At 73.2% G+C, this 17,877-nt stretch carries 14 protein-coding genes; 10 read left to right on the forward strand and 4 right to left on the reverse strand.

Going from position 1 to position 17,877, the window contains the following annotated elements; all coding sequences use genetic code 11:
* The 3 genes from ABD363_RS00075 to ABD363_RS00085 all read left to right on the forward strand — a co-directional run.
* A partial coding sequence (locus tag ABD363_RS00075) for a hypothetical protein (protein WP_344599229.1) occupies window positions 1–1,186 on the forward strand: 1,186 nt, incomplete at its 5' end.
* A complete protein-coding gene (locus ABD363_RS00080) occupies window positions 1,186–3,381 on the forward strand; it encodes a bifunctional polysaccharide deacetylase/glycosyltransferase family 2 protein (protein ID WP_344599230.1) in 2,196 nt (731 codons plus the stop codon). The genes ABD363_RS00075 and ABD363_RS00080, both read left to right, overlap by 1 nt.
* Window positions 3,378–4,628, forward strand: coding sequence for an acyltransferase family protein (locus tag ABD363_RS00085; protein WP_344599231.1), 1,251 nt, complete (start codon window positions 3,378–3,380; stop codon window positions 4,626–4,628). Before ABD363_RS00080 ends, ABD363_RS00085 begins: the two co-directional genes overlap by 4 nt.
* Window positions 4,629–4,676: 48 nt before the next feature.
* Here ABD363_RS00085 and ABD363_RS00090 read toward each other — a convergent pair whose 3' ends face one another.
* The 3 genes from ABD363_RS00090 to ABD363_RS00100 form a co-directional block, all read right to left on the reverse strand.
* Window positions 4,677–4,925 (reverse strand): hypothetical protein, encoded by a 249-nt coding sequence (locus ABD363_RS00090; RefSeq protein WP_344599232.1) that lies wholly within the window; start codon window positions 4,923–4,925, stop codon window positions 4,677–4,679.
* The gene (locus ABD363_RS00095; RefSeq protein ID WP_344599233.1) at window positions 4,922–6,259 is read right to left on the reverse strand and encodes a S8 family peptidase; all 1,338 of its coding nucleotides are present in this window, start codon (window positions 6,257–6,259) and stop codon (window positions 4,922–4,924) included. The genes ABD363_RS00090 and ABD363_RS00095 overlap by 4 nt, the downstream gene beginning before the upstream one ends.
* A 271-nt stretch (window positions 6,260–6,530) precedes the next feature.
* Window positions 6,531–6,671, reverse strand: a complete 141-nt coding sequence (locus ABD363_RS00100) for a DUF397 domain-containing protein (protein WP_344599467.1) — start codon at window positions 6,669–6,671, stop codon at window positions 6,531–6,533.
* A 215-nt stretch (window positions 6,672–6,886) separates the two neighbouring features.
* Here ABD363_RS00100 and ABD363_RS00105 point away from each other — a divergent pair, with 215 nt between their 5' ends.
* The 5 genes from ABD363_RS00105 (at window position 6,887) to ABD363_RS00125 (ending at window position 15,208) form a co-directional block, all read left to right on the forward strand.
* Window positions 6,887–8,272 (forward strand): nitrate/nitrite transporter, encoded by a 1,386-nt coding sequence (locus ABD363_RS00105; protein ID WP_344599234.1) that lies wholly within the window; start codon window positions 6,887–6,889, stop codon window positions 8,270–8,272.
* Window positions 8,273–8,447: 175 nt separating this feature from the next.
* Entirely contained in the window at window positions 8,448–9,617 is a 1,170-nt protein-coding gene (locus ABD363_RS00110; protein WP_344599235.1) for a uroporphyrinogen-III synthase, read from the forward strand.
* Window positions 9,618–10,324: 707 nt separating this feature from the next.
* Entirely contained in the window at window positions 10,325–12,634 is a 2,310-nt protein-coding gene (locus tag ABD363_RS00115) for a HelD family protein (RefSeq protein ID WP_344599236.1), read from the forward strand.
* A gap of 419 nt (window positions 12,635–13,053) precedes the next feature.
* A complete protein-coding gene (locus ABD363_RS00120; RefSeq protein ID WP_344599237.1) occupies window positions 13,054–14,490 on the forward strand; it encodes an NAD-dependent malic enzyme in 1,437 nt (478 codons plus the stop codon).
* 436 nt (window positions 14,491–14,926) lie between these two features.
* Window positions 14,927–15,208, forward strand: a complete 282-nt coding sequence (locus ABD363_RS00125; protein ID WP_344599238.1) for an HU family DNA-binding protein — start codon at window positions 14,927–14,929, stop codon at window positions 15,206–15,208.
* A gap of 127 nt (window positions 15,209–15,335) precedes the next feature.
* On the opposite strand, the gene murA is transcribed toward ABD363_RS00125, so the two are convergent.
* On the reverse strand, window positions 15,336–16,682 hold the full coding sequence (gene murA, locus ABD363_RS00130) for a UDP-N-acetylglucosamine 1-carboxyvinyltransferase (protein ID WP_344599239.1): 1,347 nt from the start codon (window positions 16,680–16,682) through the stop codon (window positions 15,336–15,338).
* A 308-nt stretch (window positions 16,683–16,990) separates the two neighbouring features.
* Between murA and ABD363_RS00135 the strand changes: the two genes are divergently transcribed.
* Both ABD363_RS00135 and ABD363_RS00140 read left to right on the forward strand, forming a co-directional pair.
* Window positions 16,991–17,563 carry a YqgE/AlgH family protein gene (locus tag ABD363_RS00135; protein WP_344599240.1) on the forward strand — a complete coding sequence of 191 codons (573 nt, stop codon included), beginning with the start codon at window positions 16,991–16,993 and terminating at the stop codon, window positions 17,561–17,563.
* 31 nt (window positions 17,564–17,594) lie between these two features.
* Complete coding sequence (locus ABD363_RS00140) at window positions 17,595–17,876, forward strand: DUF3039 domain-containing protein (protein WP_344599241.1); 282 nt, start codon at window positions 17,595–17,597, stop codon at window positions 17,874–17,876.
* The last annotated feature ends 1 nt before the right edge of the window (window position 17,877 follow it).

Raw genomic sequence — 17,877 nt, forward strand, 5'->3', positions numbered from 1 at the left:
GCTGCCCGGTGGGGGCTTCCCGGGTGCGGACGCGACGCAGGCGTTGCCCGGTGGGGGCTTCCCGGGTGCGGAGGCGACGCAGGTGCTGCCCGGTGGGGGCTTCCCGGGTGCGGACGCGACGCAGGCGTTGCCCGGTGGGGGTTTCCCGGGCGCGGACGCGACGCAGGCGCTGCCCGGCGGGGCCTTCCCGGGCGCGGACAGGACGGAGGTCCTGCCGGGCGTCTCGGACGCCGGGCCGGCGGCACCGCCCCGTACCGGACCCCGCCCGGACGCCGGCCCGACGGCGGCCCCGCACACCCGGGCCCTCCCGGACGCGGGCCGGACCGAGGCACTGCCGCGAATAGGACCCGCGGGCGGCACCCGGGCGTTTCCCCGGCCCGGAGCCGGCGCGGACACCTCCGTCGTCCGCGACCCGTGGCAGAAGCCCGGTGACACCGAGCACACCCACGACCCGCACGAGGTGACGGTCCAGCTCGACGCCGTACAGCTCGGCGACGGGGTGCTGCGCCGGGCCCCCGGCGGGCCCGGCGGCGCGGACGGCTCCGACGGGCCGGTCTTCGTCGACGAGACGGGCCGCCGCGTCCGGTACTTCCGCCGCGTGGGCATAGCCGTCGGCGTCCTCTGCGCCGTCTACGCCGTGGTGATCATCGCCACACTGCTTTCCGGCAACTCCAGCGCGCCCTGGCTGCCCGTACCGCAGGAGAACGGCCGCGAGGCCGGTCAGGTCGACACCACGCCGCTGCCCGACCGGTCGGTGCCGCCCACCGACGCCGGCAGCGCCTCCCCGGACACCTCCCCGTCGGCCACCGAGGACACGGCCCCGTCGCCGGACGCCGGCCCCACCGCGCCCGGCGCCTCCACCGCGCCCGGCGCGCCGGACGCGTCCGCCGACCCGGACCCGGACCCCACCCGGACCCCGATCGCCCCGGGCGCCGGCACGGGCCGGCCCGACCCGACGGAGCCGGCCGGCCCGGCGGCCCCCGACGAGCCGGCCGACCCGGCCCCCACGGGCGGCGGTGAGCCCACCGCCGGCCCGACCGAGACCGGGGGCGGCGACGACACCGCGGGCACCGACACCGGCACGGCCGCCGGCCTGATCGACATCACCCCGCCCCTGGCCGCGGGCCCCGCCGAGCAGCCGGGCGCCCCCGCATCACCCGCACCGTCCCCGGAGTACGTCCTCTGATGGCATCCCGCACCCGCCGGCACGGGCCCGCTCACCGAGCCCGTGCCGGTTCCCGGCGTCCCCGCCTGCCCCTGCGCCTGCTGCTGCCGGTGCTCGTCCTCGTCGCCCTGATGGCGATGCTCATGCTGCGCGGATACGTGCACAGCGAGATCCTCGCCGACCACCGCGTCCGGCCGCCCGCCGCCACCGACCAGGTGCCGGAGGAGATCCTGGGCGGCGGCCCGGTCATCGACACCCGCGGCGGCCGCACCGACAGCCTCAGCCTGCCCGACCACCGCCTGGTCCTCACCTTCGACGACGGCCCGGACCCCACCTGGACCCCGAAGGTGCTGGACACGCTGAAGAAGCACGACGCCCACGCGGTCTTCTTCGTCACCGGCACGATGGCCTCCCGCTACCCGGACCTGGTCAAGCGCATGGTCGACGAGGGCCACGAGATCGGCCTGCACACCTTCAACCACCCCGACCTCTCCTACCAGTCCAAGGACCGCATCGACTGGGAGCTGTCCCAGAACCAGCTCGCGCTGTCCGGCGCGGCCGGCATCCGCACCTCCCTCTTCCGCCCGCCGTACTCCTCCTTCGCCGACGCCATGGACAACAAGTCCTGGCCGGTCACCGAGTACATCGGCAGCCTCGGCTACCTCACCGTCGTCAACAACACCGACAGCGAGGACTGGCGCAAGCCGGGCGTCGAGGAGATCATCCGCAAGGCCACCCCGAAGCACGGCAAGGGCGCCATCGTCCTGATGCACGACTCCGGCGGCGACCGCCACCAGACGGTCGAGGCGCTGGACCGGATGCTGCCGGACCTGCAGCGGCAGGGCTACGAGTTCGACAACCTCACCGAGGCCCTCGACGCGCCCAGCGCGCACACCCGGGTGACCGGGATCGAGGCCTGGAAGGGCAAGGCGTGGATCTTCCTGGTCCAGGCCTCGGAGAGGATCACCGACGTGCTGGTGGTCGGCCTCGCGATCGTCGGCTCCCTCGTCATCGGCCGCTTCGTGCTGATGCTGCTGCTGTCCGGCGCGCACGCCCGCCGGGTCCGCCGGCGCGGCTTCCGCTGGGGCCCGCCGGTCACCGAACCGGTGTCGGTGCTGGTCCCGGCGTACAACGAGGCCAAGTGCATCGAGAACACCGTCCGCTCCCTGATGGCCAGCGAGCACCCGATCGAGGTCATCGTCATCGACGACGGCTCCACCGACGGCACGGCCCGGATCGTGGAGGCGATGGGCCTGCCGGGCGTCCGGGTGATCCGGCAGCTCAACGCGGGCAAGCCGGCGGCGCTCAACCGAGGCGTGGCCAACGCCCGCTACGACATCGTCGTGATGATGGACGGCGACACCGTCTTCGAACCGTCCACCGTGCGCGAGCTGGTGCAGCCGTTCGGCGACCCGAGCGTGGGCGCGGTCGCCGGCAACGCCAAGGTCGGCAACAAGGACTCCCTCATCGGCGCGTGGCAGCACATCGAGTACGTGATGGGCTTCAACCTCGACCGCCGCATGTACGACGTCCTGCGCTGCATGCCGACCATCCCGGGCGCGGTCGGCGCGTTCCGGCGTTCGGCGCTGGAGCGGGTCGGCGGCATGAGCGACGACACGCTCGCCGAGGACACCGACATCACCATGGCGCTGCACCGCGACGGCTGGCGCGTGGTGTACGCGGAGAACGCCCGCGCCTGGACCGAGGCCCCGGAGACCGTCCAGCAGCTGTGGTCCCAGCGCTACCGCTGGTCGTACGGCACCATGCAGGCGATCTGGAAGCACCGCCGTGCCCTCGTCGACAAGGGCCCCTCGGGGCGCTTCGGCCGGGTGGGCCTGCCGTTCGTCTCGCTGTTCATGGTGGTGGCCCCGCTGCTGGCCCCGCTGATCGACGTGTTCCTGCTGTACGGGATCGTCTTCGGCCCGACCCGGAAGACGATCCTGGCCTGGCTGGGCGTCCTGGCGCTCCAGGCGTTCTGCGCGGCCTACGCCTTCCGCCTGGACCGCGAGCGCATGACCCACCTCATCTCGCTGCCCCTGCAGCAGATCCTCTACCGGCAGCTCATGTACGTCGTCCTGCTCCAGTCGTGGATCACCGCCCTCACCGGCGGCCGGCTGCGCTGGCAGAAGCTGCGGCGGACCGGCGTGGTGGAGGCGCCGGGCGGGCCGGCGCCGAGCCGGCGGGTGGAGCGTGACGATCGGAGGCCGGTGGCATGACGCAGGGATACCCGACCGGGACGGGGACGACGCCGTCGTTCGGCGTCCCGCGGCAGCGGACCGAGGAGCCGCCCGCGGCCGGGGCCGGCGGGCCCGGCCGGACGAAGAAGCCGGCCCGGGACCGCTACCTGGACCTGCTGCGCTCGATCGCCCTGGTCCGCGTGGTCGTCTACCACCTGTTCGGCTGGGCCTGGCTGACCGTGCTGTTCCCCTCGATGGGCGTGATGTTCGCGCTGGCGGGTTCGCTGATGGCGCGCTCGCTGAACCGCCCGGCGTGGGGCGTGATCAAGAGCCGGATCAGGCGGTTGCTGCCTCCGCTGTGGGCGTTCAGCGCGGTCGTGCTGGCGCTGATGCTGGCGGGAGGCTGGAACCCGGCGAAGGAGCCCGAGGGCGGCACCTGGGGCCTGATCGGACTCGTCAACTACGTCATCCCGATCGGGGCGCCGCCCTACCCCTGGCACCTCGGCTCCCCGTCGGGCCTGCTGGACGACACGTGGGCGGTGCAGGCGGCGGGACCGCTGTGGTACCTGCGCGCCTACCTCTGGTTCGTGCTGGCCTCGCCGCTGCTGCTGTGGGCGTTCCGCAGGCTGCCCTGGGTCACGCTGGGCGCTCCGCTGGCGCTGACGGCGGTCGTCGGCACGGGCCTGGTGAAGATCCCCGGCGAGACCGGCAACGCGGTGACCGACTTCGCGGTGTACGGCGGCTGCTGGGTCCTCGGCTTCGCCCACCAGGAGGGACTGCTGAAGCAGATCCCGCGCTACCTCGCCGTCTCCTGCGCCTCGCTGCTGATGGCGTTCGGCCTGTGGTGGGCCTCGGGTCACCTGGGCGCCGACGGCTGGGACCTGAACGACATCCCGCTCGCCCAGGCCACCTGGTCCTTCGGCTTCGTCGTGATCCTCCTCCAGTACTCCCCGTCCTGGCAGGAACTCCCGGGCCGGCTGGCGAAGTGGGACAAGCTGATCACGCTCTCCAACAACCGGGCCGTCACGATCTACCTGTGGCACAACATGCTGATCATGGCCACGGTCCCGCTCATCGACCTGGCCTACGGCCTGCCGTTCATGCAGGACGAGCGCGCGACGGCCGCCCTCGACAGCACGTACACGCTGTGGATGTTCTGGCTCGTCTGGCCCCTGATCGGCCTGGCGGTCCTGACCTTCGGCTGGATCGAGGACCTGGCGGCGAAGCGCAGGCCGCGGCTGTGGCCGAACGGGACGGCGCGGAAGCAGGGCGCGCGGGCGCGGTGACCGCGACCGCCCCGGGCACGCGCGCCCGGGGCGGCGGCGCCCCGCCGCTCACTGGATCGGGGAATCCGGCGGAGGAAGCCGGACGGTCCGCTCCCGGTCGACGGAGTCGACGCCGTCGACCGCCTCCAGGGCCGGGATCCGGTCCTCGGCGACGGTGCCGGAGAGCGTGCCGAGGACCGGCTGCTCGCCGGTGACCGTCAGCCCGGCCCGCCGCAGCGCCCCGACCACGTCCGCGAACCGGTCGGGGTCGACCGCGAGGACGACCCCGACCGGCGCGGACCGGGACGCCTCGTTCACGGGGCCTGGAGCAGGCCCGCGCCGACGTCGACGGCGGGCTGCTGGAGCGGGAACGCACCGGACTTCAGGGCGGCGACGAGTTCGGCCGCGGAAGCGCCGGGGTGCGCCTGGGCGAGCAGGGCGACGACACCCGCCACGTGCGGCGTGGCCATGCTGGTGCCGTTCAGGGGCTGGTACCCGCCGCCGGGGGCGGCCGAGCGCACCTGCCAGCCGGGCGCGGCGATGTTGATCTCGCCGCCCTGGCCGTTGATGGCGCGGTTGGAGAAGAACGTCGGCGCGATCGCCCGGTCGAGTGCGGCCACCGCGAGGATGGAGGGGCAGTTGGCGGGCCGGCCGACGGGCCGGATGTCCTGGGGCCGGCGGCTCTCGTTGCCCGCGGCGGCGACGATCACCGTCCCGCGCTCGAGCGCGCGCCTGGCCAGGATCTCGTACGTCTGCGGGAAGAGGTCGCCCGGCCGGACCGATGCTCCCAGCGACATGGAGATCACCCGCGCGCCGTGGGAGACGGCCCAGGCCATGCCCGCGAGGATCTGGCCGTCGGTGCCGCTGCCCGCGTTGCCGAGCACCTTCGCCGCGAGGATCCGCGCCTCGGGGGCCACGCCGTAGCGGGGACCCTGCCGCGGGCCGGCCGGGCCGGCGGCGGTGCCGATGCAGTGCGTGCCGTGACCGTTGCCGTCCTCCACGCTCTCGCCGGGCACGAAGGACTCCGTCGCCTCGATACGGCCGGCGAAGTCCGGGTGGTCGGTGTCCACGCCGGTGTCCAGGACGGAGATCCGCACCCCCCGCCCGGTCAGGTGGGACAGGTGGGCCCGGATCGCCTGCAGCCCCCAGGTCCACTTGTCCTCGCTCCAGTACGGGCCCTGGCCCGCGGCTATCTCGGCCCTGGTGTGGCGGGTCACCACGTCCTCGTCGCTGCGGAAGGCCGGGAAGAACGCGGTCGGCGCCTGCTGCGAGACGGTGATCGGCAGCGCGTGGACCATGCGCTCCGGTTCCGCCGCGATGATCGAGGGCTCCGCCTCGGCCGTGGTCACCAGCGCGTGGCGCTGCTCGGGCCGGACCTCGACGACGGCCGCGCCGAGATCCTCGAAGAGCACCGAGACGTCGGGGCGCTCGAGGAGCTCGGCGACGTTTCCCGTCCCGGTGCCGTGGACGCGCTCGACGGACGCGATGCCGGCGGAGGAACGCAGCGCCTCGATCCCGCTCTCCTGGCCGCCCGGATCGAACAGGACCACGTACCGGCCGGTGTATTCCGAGTCCTGGCCCATGACGGAGCCGTCGGACCGACTGGGCCGCTCACCGAAGGCGTGCTGCCCGTCCATGGGGTCGTTCGCCATTGGATTTCCGCTTTCTGTGCGCTTCCCCCGATGTGTGGACGCACGCCGGCGCACGAACTGACAGGCGCCGGGGATGACGGGGCGTGGTGCAGCCGTGTACCGACGCACACCGCCCTGGCCTGCGGGACCGTCCCTCGTCAGGCCGTTGGCAGCGCCCCCTCGAACACCGTCGCACCGGACGCTAGGGCTCGCAACACCACCCTGTCGGCCGGCGCCGCGGGCTCGGGAGAGGGGGGAGGAGGGCGGCGGCGACGCAGGGGAGGGAAGGGCTTCAGGCGCCGGGGGTGAGGGCGAGGCGGGGACCGGCGGCGTGCCTGGAGTCGCGGATGCGGATGCGGATGGGGGTGGGGGCTCTGGCCACCTCGACGCAGTCGGAGCCGTCGCCGTTGCAAGTGGACTTCTGCCGGCGGATGGTGGGCGTGGCCGGTCTTCCTCAGATGTCGCGCACGATGCGGTGAAGGAAGCCGGGAACCTCTCACCCCGCCCCCGCCCGGGGTGAGAGCAACGTTCCCTTCCGGTCACTCGCTGCCACAGGCAGGTAACGCGTCCTCCCTACCGTCGGGACTCAGCCACTCGTCACGCGAGGGACGAGCAGGACGACCGAGCCCCGAGCACCGTGGAGGCAGCATGACAGCCCCGAGCACAGCCCCCGCACCCCCGAGCAGGGGCGGCCGCTGGATCCGGCACTGGGACCCCGAGGACGAGACCTTCTGGAAGGAGACCGGCGAGAAGGTCGCCCGCCGGAACCTGTTCTTCTCCGTGCTGTCCGAGCACATCGGCTTCTCGGTGTGGACCCTGTGGTCGGTGCTGGTGCTCTTCATGGGCCCGGAGTACGGGCTGACCCCGGCCGACAAGTTCCTGCTCACGTCGATGGTGACGCTGGTCGGGGCCGTCGTGCGCGTCCCCTACACCTTCGCCGTCGCGGTCTTCGGCGGGCGGAACTGGACGATCGTCTCGGCCGGGCTGCTCCTCGTCCCGACCGTCGCCGCCTTCGCGGTGATGGAGCCGGGGACCTCCTTCGCCACCTTCCTCCTGGTCGGCCTGCTGGCCGGCGTCGGCGGCGGCAACTTCGCCTCCTCGATGACCAACATCAACGCCTTCTTCCCGCTGCGGAAGAAGGGGTGGGCGCTCGGCCTGAACGCCGGCGGCGGCAACATCGGCGTGCCCGTGATCCAGCTGACCGCCCTGGCGATCATCGGCGCGGGCGGCGGGCCGCGCGTGCTGCTGGGGATCTACATCCCGCTCGTCGTCGTCGCCGCCGTCCTCGCCGCGCTGTTCATGGACAACCTGGAGAACGTCAGGAACGACACCGGCGCCGCCCGGGAGGCCGCGAAGGACGCCCACACCTGGATCATGTCCTTCCTCTACATCGGCACCTTCGGGTCGTTCATCGGGTACTCCTTCGCCTTCGGGCAGGTGCTGACCAACCAGTTCGACCGCACGCCGCTGCAGGCCGCGTACGTCACCTTCATCGGCCCGCTGCTCGGCTCGCTCGTCCGGCCGCTCGGCGGCCGGCTCGCCGACCGCTACGGCGGCGCGCGGATCTCCCTGTACACCTACGTCGCCATGGGCGTGGCGACCGCCGTGCTGACCGCCGCCTCCATACAGAAGTCGCTGGCACTGTTCACCTGCGCGTTCGTGGTGCTGTTCGTGCTCACCGGGCTCGGCAACGGGTCGACGTTCAAGATGGTCCCCGGCATCTTCCAGGCCAAGGCCCGCGCCAAGGGCCTCACCGGTGAGGAGGCCGCCTCCTACGGGCGCCGGCTGTCCGGGGCCTCCATGGGGCTCATCGGGGCGGTGGGCGCGCTCGGCGGCGTCGGCATTAACCTCGCCTTCCGCCAGTCCTTCCTCTCCTACGGCTCCGGCACCGGCGCCTTCGTCGCCTTCCTTGCCTTCTACGCCGTCTGCTTCGCCGTCACCTGGGCCGTATACCTTCGCCGCCCGCTCGGCGCCTCCCGTGCCGCAGCCGCCGCCTCGGCGGAGAAGCCGCAGCTCAGCTACGCCGAGGTGTGACGTAACACCGACGACATGAGGTCGAACCGAGCCTGTCACGAGCCGTTGACAGGCTCGGTCGGCATGCGGGTGCGGCGGTGCGTGTACGGAGGCACCCGGAATACTCGGGTACGCGGCCCGAGGCATGCGCACGGCCGTGCCCCACGCGGGCGCAACGACTTTCGGGACGAGAGTTATGGACGACGAACAACAGCGACCGGTCCGGCCGGGACCGGAACACGGGCCCCTCGCCGGGTTCACCGTGGGGGTGACCGCCGCGCGCCGGGCCGACGAGCTGGGCGCGCTGCTCCAGCGGCGCGGCGCCGCCGTCCTGCACGCGCCGGCCCTGCGGATCGTGCCGCTCGCCGACGACGGCGAACTGCTCGCGGCGACCAAGGAGATCATCCACCGGGCGCCGGACGTCGTGGTCGCCACGACCGCGATCGGCTTCCGCGGCTGGATCGAGGCCGCCGAGGGCTGGGGGCTCGGCGGCGACCTGCTCGGCCGGCTGCGCGAGGTCGGACTGCTGGCGCGCGGCCCGAAGGTCAAGGGCGCGATCCGGGCGGCCGGGCTGACGGAGGAGTGGTCGCCGTCGTCCGAGTCGATGGCCGAGGTGCTGGACCGGCTCCTGGAGGAGGGCGTCGACGGGCGCCGCATCGCCGTACAGCTGCACGGCGAGCCGCTGCCCGGGTTCGTGGAGTCGCTGCGGGCCGGGGGAGCGGAGGTCGTCGGGGTGCCCGTCTACCGGTGGATGCCGCCGGAGGACATCGGGCCCGTGGACCGGCTGCTGGACGCCACCGTCTCCCGCGGGCTGGACGCGCTCACCTTCACCAGCGCGCCCGCCGCCGCGTCCCTGCTGTCCCGCGCCGAGGAGCGCGGACTGCTGCCCGAGCTGCTCGCCGCCCTCCGCCACGACGTGCTGCCGGCCTGCGTCGGCCCGGTCACCGCGCTGCCGTTGCAGGCCAGGGGCGTCGACACGGTCCAGCCCGAGCGGTTCCGGCTCGGCCCCCTCGTCCAGCTGCTGTGCCGGGAACTGCCCGCCCGGGCGCGGTCGTTGCCGATCGCCGGACACCGGGTGGAGATCCGCGGGCACGCGGTGCTGGTCGACGGGGAGCTCAGGCCCGTCCCGCCCGCCGGCATGGCCCTGCTGCGGGCGCTGTCCCGGCGGCCCGGCTGGGTGGTCCCCCGCGCCGAGCTGCTGCGCGCGCTGCCGGGCGCCGGACGCGACGAGCACGCGGTGGAGACGGCGATGGCCCGGCTGCGCACCGCCCTCGGCACGCCGAAGCTGATCCAGACGGTCGTCAAACGGGGCTACCGGCTCGCCCTGGACCCGGCGGCCGACACCAAGTACGCCGACGCCCCGTAGGACCCGGCCGGGCCCGCGCAGGCCGGCGGGGGCGGCCGCGGCGCCCGGGCGCCACGGGACGTCTCCGGCGGGGCTTCACCGCGGCGGGGCAGCCGGGCCCGCGGACCGTGCTAAGCTTGATCTTGAGCTGGTCGACGGAAACCCGGTCGCCGGTGATGCGTTGGTGGTCCAAGGAAAGACGCCCCGCTTCCTGCGGGGAGATGCAGGTGCAAGGCCTGCCCGGCGCTCGGATCGCGAAGCCCCATCCCGCCCGCGGGATGGGGCTTCGCGCGTTGTGGGCCCGGCGGACCGGCGTCCGGGTCGCGCAGCCGCACCGGTCCCGCGCCGGCCGGCTCGTCCCGGCCACCGGGGTCGGCGCGGCCGTGGCCCCGCGGAAGAAGACCTGGGGCACCCACGCCGTCCTGGAGCTCGAGAACGTCACGGGCCCCCGGCGTGCTCCCTGATCGCCGCCGGCGGGAACGGCGAACGCGAGACGGTCACCTCCCGGTCCGCCCCCCGCCCGGGGGTACGGCATTCCCGACGCCGGGACCGGACAGGCCGGGCAGCCGCTGCACGTGCACGGCGGCGCCGCCTCCGGGCCCGGCCGGATCGACCACTGCGAGGCCGTGACCTTCGACGGCGAGCGCCCGGTGGAGGCCGGCGCATAGCCTTACCCGGCCCCCTTCGCGTACGGTGGACGGCTGCCCAGCACGTCAGAAGGGGGCCCGGTGGCCGCTCAGGCGCAACAGGAAACCGCGCTCGACTCCGCTCACGATTCCACAGGCGACTCCGTACGCGACCAGGAGATCGACGTCGAACAGGAACACCTGGACCGGGTGTACCGCCGCCTGGAGGAGAAGATCCACGAGGCGGAGTTCCTCATGCACGACGCGGCCCGGCGCGGCCAGATCGGCACGCCCGGCGCGCTCGCCGAGCGGGACGCACAGGTCTTCCGGGCGGGCGTCCACCTCAACCGGCTGAACAACGAGTTCGAGGACTTCCTCTTCGGCCGGATCGACCTGCTGCCCGGCAAGGACGGCAAGAAGGGGCCCGACGGCGCCTACACCGCCGTCGAGCCGGCCGAGGGCGCCGTCCGCCCGGACAACACGGCCGACATCGCCGAGACCCTGCACATCGGCCGCATCGGCGTCCTCGACGAGGACTACGCCCCGCTGGTCATCGACTGGCGGGCCCCGGCCGCCGCCCCCTTCTACCGCTCCACCCCGGTCGACCCCGGCCGGGTCGTGCGCCGGCGTGTGATCCGCTCCAAGGGGCGCCGGGTGCTGGGCGTCGAGGACGACCTGATGCGCCCCGAGCTGAAGGCGTTCCTCGGCGGCCGGGAGCTGCCCGTCATCGGGGACGGCGCCCTGATGGCCGCGCTCGGCCGGGCCCGCAGCCACACCATGCGGGACATCGTCGCCTCCATCCAGGCCGAGCAGGACCTGGTCATCCGCGCCCCCGCCGCCTCCGTGACGTACGTCGAGGGCGGCCCCGGCACCGGCAAGACCGCCGTCGCCCTGCACCGGGCGGCGTACCTGCTCTACCAGGACCGGCGCCGGTACGCGGGCGGCATCCTGATCGTCTCCCCGACCCCGCTGCTCGTGGCGTACACCGAGGGCGTGCTGCCCTCGCTCGGCGAGGAGGGCCAGGTCGCCATCCGGGCCATCGGCTCCCTGGTCGACGGCGCGGAGGCCACGCTGTACGACTCCCCGTCGACGGCCCGCGCCAAGGGCTCCTCCCGGATGCTCAAGGTGCTGCGCAAGGCAGCGCGCGGAGCGCTGGAGCTGAACGATTCACCACAGCGGCTCCGCGTGGTCGCCTTCGGCCGGCGGCTGGAGCTGGAGGCCGACGAGCTGGAGCGGATCCGCCACACCGCCCTCGGCGGCACCGCGCCGGTGAACCTGCTGCGCCCGCGCGCCCGCAGACTGCTGCTGGACGCCCTGTGGGGCAAGTCGGGCGCCGCCACCCGGTACACCGACCCCGAGCTGGCCGCCGAGCTGCGCTCCTCCTTCGACGAGGACGTCAGCGGCGAGGACGCCTTCACCGCGTTCCTCGACGCCTGGTGGCCGGAGCTGACCCCGGCGGACGTCCTGGCCGCCATGTCGGACGAGCGGCGCCTCGGCCGCTGGGCCCGCCGCGTCCTCACCCCCGGCGAGGTCCGCAAGGTCGCCCGCTCCCTGAAGCGGGACGGGTACTCCGTCCACGACGTCGCGCTGCTGGACGAGCTCCAGGCGATCCTCGGCACCCCGGCCCGCCCGCGCCGCAAGCGCGAACCGGACCCGCTCGACCAGCTCACCGGGCTGGAGGAGCTGATGCCGGTGCGCGAGGAGACCCAGCGCGAGCGGGCCGAGCGCCTCGCGCAGGAACGCACCGAGTACGCCCACGTCATCGTCGACGAGGCCCAGGACCTCACGCCGATGCAGTGGCGGATGGTCGGCCGCCGCGGCCGGCACGCCACCTGGACGGTGGTCGGCGACCCGGCCCAGTCCTCCTGGTCCGACCCCGACGAGGCGGCCGCCGCCCGCGACGAGGCCCTCGGCACCCGCCCCCGGCGCCGCTTCCGTCTCACCGTCAACTACCGCAACCCCGCCGAGATCGCGGAGCTGTCCGCCAGGGTGCTCGCCCTCGCCCTGCCGGGCTCCGAGCCGCCGACGGCGGTGCGCTCCACCGGCGTCGAGCCCCGCTTCGCCGTCGTGGGGGACTCCCTGGCCGAGACGGTCCGCGCGGAGGCCGCCCGGCTGCTGGACCGTGTCGACGGCACCGTCGGCGTCGTCGTCGCCATGAACCGGCGCGAGGAGGCCCGGCGCTGGCTGGCCGGGCTGGGGGACCGGGTGGTGGCGCTCGGCAGCCTGGAGGCGAAGGGCCTGGAGTACGACGCGACGGTCGTCGTCTCGCCCGCGGAGATCGCCGACGAGAGCCCGGCGGGCCTGCGCGTGCTGTACGTCGCCCTGACCCGGGCCACCCAGCAGCTGACGGTCGTCTCGGGGGAGCGGGACGAGCCGGACGCGGCCGGGGTGCCGGACCTGCTGAGGGACTGACCGGTCCGGGGGCCGGACGGACGGCCGGAGGGCCCGGTGAGGAAGACGGACGGACGAACTCCCGGTACGGGATGGTTCTGCGGGATCCGTTTGTTAGCCTGGAGGTGGCACCGGCCCGATCCAAGCCCCCGGGCCCAACCTTAGTCGCTTCGAGCGACCACTTGCCGCGAGGCGAGCATGGCGGGTCGGTGTCGTCGAACCTGTGAGAGGCCCACGTCACCCCGTGACGTGGGCCTCTTTCGTCGCCCGACCGCTTTCCGTATGGTGAAAGTCGGTTTTCGAAAAGGGCGTCTGTTCCCCAACGGCGAGCGAACAAAACGTTCGCAATTCGGGGCGGCTACCGCGTACTCAGGGGTAGGTGCGACGATCGGACGGCACAACCCACACCAGCGACACGGTGAAAGCAGAGGAAGTCGGCCATGGCAACGGCGCCCAGCGTCTCCTACTCGATGACCATCCGGCTGGAGGTGCCCGCGAGCGGAACCGCCGTCTCGCAGCTCACCACCGCCGTGGAGTCCTCCGGAGGCTCGGTGACCGGCCTCGACGTCACCGCGTCCGGTCACGAGAAGCTCCGCATCGACGTGACCATCGCGGCCACCTCCACGGCGCACGCCGAGGAGATCGTCGAGAAGCTGCGCGGCATCGAGGGCGTCACGCTGGGCAAGGTCTCCGACCGTACGTTCCTGATGCACCTCGGCGGCAAGATCGAGATGGCGTCGAAGCACCCCATCCGCAACCGTGACGACCTGTCCATGGTCTACACGCCGGGCGTGGCCCGGGTCTGCATGGCGATCGCCGAGAACCCCGAGGACGCCCGCCGCCTGACCATCAAGCGCAACTCCGTCGCGGTCGTCACCGACGGCTCCGCGGTGCTGGGCCTGGGCAACATCGGCCCGAAGGCCGCACTGCCGGTGATGGAGGGCAAGGCGGCCCTGTTCAAGCGGTTCGCCGGCATCGACGCCTGGCCGATCTGCCTGGACACCCAGGACACCGACGCGATCGTCGAGATCGTCAAGGCGATCGCCCCCGGCTTCGCCGGCATCAACCTGGAGGACATCTCCGCGCCCCGCTGCTTCGAGATCGAGGCGCGGCTGCGCGAGGCCCTGGACATCCCCGTCTTCCACGACGACCAGCACGGCACCGCGATCGTCGTCCTCGCCGCCCTCACCAACGCGCTGCGCGTGGTGGGCAAGGCGATCGAGGACGTGCGGATCGTCATGTCCGGCGCCGGCGCGGCCGGCACCGCCATCCTCAAGCTGCTGCTCGCCGCGGGCGTGAAGAACGCCGTCGTCGCCGACATCCACGGCGTGGTGCACGCCGGCCGTGCGGACCTCGTCGACGCCGCCCCCGGCTCGGCGCTGCGCTGGATCGCCGACAACACCAACCCCGAGGGCCTGACGGGCACGTTGAAGGAGGCCGTGCGCGGCGCGGACGTCTTCATCGGCGTCTCGGCGCCCAACGTGCTGGACGGCGAGGACGTGGCCGCCATGGCGGACGACGCCGTCGTGTTCGCGCTCGCGAACCCCGACCCCGAGGTCGACCCGGCGATCGCCCGCCAGACCGCGGCCGTCGTGGCCACCGGCCGCTCCGACTTCCCGAACCAGATCAACAACGTGCTGGTGTTCCCGGGCGTCTTCCGCGGCCTGCTGGACGCGCAGTCCCGCACGGTCAACACGGAGATGATGCTCGCGGCCGCGAAGGCCCTGGCGGACGTGGTGACCGAGGACGAGCTGAACCCGAACTACATCGTCCCCAGCGTCTTCAACGACAAGGTCGCCGGCGCCGTCGCCGGGGCCGTGCGGGAGGCCGCCAGGGCGGCGGGGGCGACGGCGGCGAGCGGCCCGGCCGGCATGTGACGCCGGGCGGCCCGGCCGGTGTGCGGCGGCCGGGCCGCCCGCGCGGCGTGCGACGGCGTGGCCGCCCCGGGCCGCCCGGCGGGCGCCCCGGCGCGGTGCTCCCCGGAGCGCCGGAGGCCGGGGACTGTGAGGATTCCCACGGTCTCCGGGGACCGGCGAGTCGCGAAACCGCCCCTGTGGGCCGCCCTCTAGGGTGTCGGCGAGGCTCAGGGCCTCTCGTGTGACTCCCAAGGGTGTTCTCACGACTCCGGCGGGTGCCGGATTGGCTTTCCCGCCGCAGGTAGAGGCAGGATGCCTCCCTGGGCGCGAGGGTTCGACGAAGGACCCGGGTCCGGGGACTCACCGGGGACCCTGGCAGCATCGGCTTCGCAGCGCCTGACATGCGGCTCCGCCGCGTGGCACGCCTCAATGGCAAGAAGAACACGGGAGTAACATCATGAACCGCAGTGAGCTGGTGGCCGCGCTGGCCGACCGCGCCGAGGTGACCCGCAAGGACGCCGACGCCGTGCTGGCCGCGTTCGCCGACATCGTCGGCGATGTCGTCTCCAAGGGGGACGAGAAGGTCACCATCCCGGGCTTCCTCACCTTCGAGCGCACCAAGCGTGCCGCTCGCACCGCCCGGAACCCGCAGACCGGCGAGCCGATCCAGATCCCGGAGGGCTTCAGCGTGAAGGTTTCGGCGGGCAGCAAGCTGAAGGAAGCCGCCAAGGGCAAGTGACCTCGCCGTTCGTGCGCCACGGGACGGCGTGCGGGAGGCAGTGACACGAAAGGGGCGGCCACCCCGACCGGGGTGCCCGCCCCTTTCGTCCCTCCGCCGCCCGGCGGCCCGGGCGGCGGAGGGCCGGTCAGCCCAGCGCCTTGCCCGGCAGTTCGACCTTCGCGCCCAGCTCCACGAGCTTCTCCATGAAGTTCTCGTAGCCCCGGTTGATGAGGTCGATGCCGTGGACCCGGGAGGTGCCCTGGGCGGCGAGGGCGGCGATGAGGTAGGAGAAGCCGCCGCGCAGATCGGGGATGACCAGGTCCGCGCCCTGCAGGCGGGTCGGGCCCGAGACGACGGCCGAGTGCAGGAAGTTGCGCTGGCCGAAGCGGCAGTGCGAGCCGCCCAGGCACTCGCGGTAGAGCTGGATGTGGGCGCCCATCTGGTTCAGCGCGGAGGTGAAGCCGAGGCGGGACTCGTAGACCGTCTCGTGGATGATCGACAGGCCCGTGGCCTGCGTCAGGGCCACCACCAGCGGCTGCTGCCAGTCGGTCTGGAAGCCGGGGTGCACGTCCGTCTCCAGGGCGATGGACTTCAGCTGCCCGCCGGGGTGCCAGAAGCGGATGCCCTCGTCGTCGATCTGGAAGGCGCCGCCCACCTTCCGGTAGGTGTTCAGGAACGTCATCATCGAGCGCTGCTGGGCGCCGTGGACGTAGATGTCGCCCTCGGTCGCCAGCGCCGCGGACGCCCAGGAGGCGGCCTCCAGGCGGTCCGGGAGGGCGCGGTGGGTGTAGCCGCCGAGCTTGCTCACCCCGGTGATGCGGATCGTGCGGTCGGTGTCCATCGCGATGATGGCGCCCATCTTCTGCAGGACGCAGATCAGGTCCTCGATCTCGGGCTCGACGGCCGCGTTGGACAGCTCCGTCACGCCGTCGGCCAGCACGGCCGTCAGCAGCACCTGCTCGGTCGCGCCCACCGACGGGTAGGGCAGCCGTATCTTGGTGCCGCGCAGCCCCTTGGGCGCCTCCAGGTACTGCCCGTCGGCCCGCTTCTCGATGACCGCGCCGAACTGCCGCAGCACGTCGAAGTGGAAGTCGATGGGCCGGCCGCCGATGTCGCAGCCGCCCAGACCCGGGATGAAGGCGTGGCCGAGGCGGTGCAGCAGCGGGCCGCAGAAGAGGATCGGGATGCGGCTCGATCCGGCGTGGGCATCGATGTCGGCGACGTTCGCGCTCTCCACGCGGGTCGGGTCGAGCACCAGCTCGCCGGGCTCCTCACCCGGACGGACCGTCACCCCGTGCAGCTGCAGCAGTCCCCGCACCACCCGCACGTCGCGGATGTCCGGAACGTTGCGCAGCCGGCTCGGCTCGCTGCCCAGCAGGGCGGCGACCATGGCCTTCGGTACGAGGTTCTTCGCACCGCGGACCCGGATCTCGCCCTCCAGCGGGGTTCCGCCGTGGACAAGCAGTACGTCATCAGCGCCGTTGACGGTCATGAATCTCGCGTTCCGTGGAGTGGGGCAGGGGCCAGGAGGGAAAGGGTAATCGCCCTTCGCCCCCCGCCCGTAAGCCCGTGGACCGCTCAGGGACGTCATGGCCGTGTCACGACACGAAGCGTTCCGCACCGGACACACGCGGTCACGGCGGGACGTGCGCGCGGGGCGCGCCCGCACGCCCGCGCGTCGCCCCCCGCCGCCCGCCGGACCGCGTCCCCACCAGGCCGCCCCCCGGTTCCCGGCCGCCCCCGCCGCCCGTCGGCCGATTGGCTCCCCACGGCGCGGGAAGATGCGGGATCATGTCTGGCATGACCGAGGTGTCCTCGCTCACAGGGCGGCTGCTCGTGGCAACGCCCGCCCTGGCGGACCCGAACTTCGACCGTGCGGTGGTGCTCCTCCTCGACCACGACGAGGAGGGCTCGCTCGGTGTCGTCCTCAACCGCCCGACACCGGTGGGGGTGGGCGACATCCTGGAGGGCTGGGCCGACCTCGCCGGCGAGCCCGGTGTCGTCTTCCAGGGCGGCCCGGTGTCCCTCGACTCGGCCCTGGGGGTCGCCGTCGTGCCCGGCGGCGCGACCGGCCGGAGCACCCCGCTGGGCTGGCGCCGGGTGTACGGCGCGATCGGTCTCGTCGACCTGGAGGCGCCGCCGGAGCTGCTGGCCTCCGTCGTGGGCTCGCTGAGAATCTTCGCCGGGTACGCCGGCTGGGGCCCGGGCCAGCTGGAGGACGAGCTGGCCGAGGGGGCCTGGTACGTCGTGGAGTCCGAGCCCGGGGACGTCTCCTCGCCGGCCCCCGAGAGACTCTGGCGCGAGGTGCTGCGCCGCCAGCGCAACGAGCTCGCGATGGTGGCGACGTACCCGGACGACCCGTCGCTCAACTGATGGGTGCGGGCTTTCAGTACCCTTGGCTGCTATGAGCACTCTTGAGCCCGAGCGCGGGACTGGTACGGGGACACTCGTAGAGCCGACGCCACAGGTCTCCCACGGCGACGGCGACCACGAGCGCTTCGCCCACTACGTCCAGAAGGACAAGATCATGGCGAGCGCTCTCGACGGTACCCCCGTCGTGGCGCTGTGCGGCAAGGTCTGGGTGCCGGGCCGCGACCCGAAGAAGTACCCCGTGTGTCCCCTGTGCAAGGAGATCTACGACTCCATGAGCGCCGGCGGGGACGAGGGCAAGGACGGCGGCAAGTAAC

The sequence above is a fragment of the Streptomyces glaucus genome, assembly GCF_039533365.1.
Lineage (GTDB): Bacteria > Actinomycetota > Actinomycetes > Streptomycetales > Streptomycetaceae > Streptomyces > Streptomyces glaucus.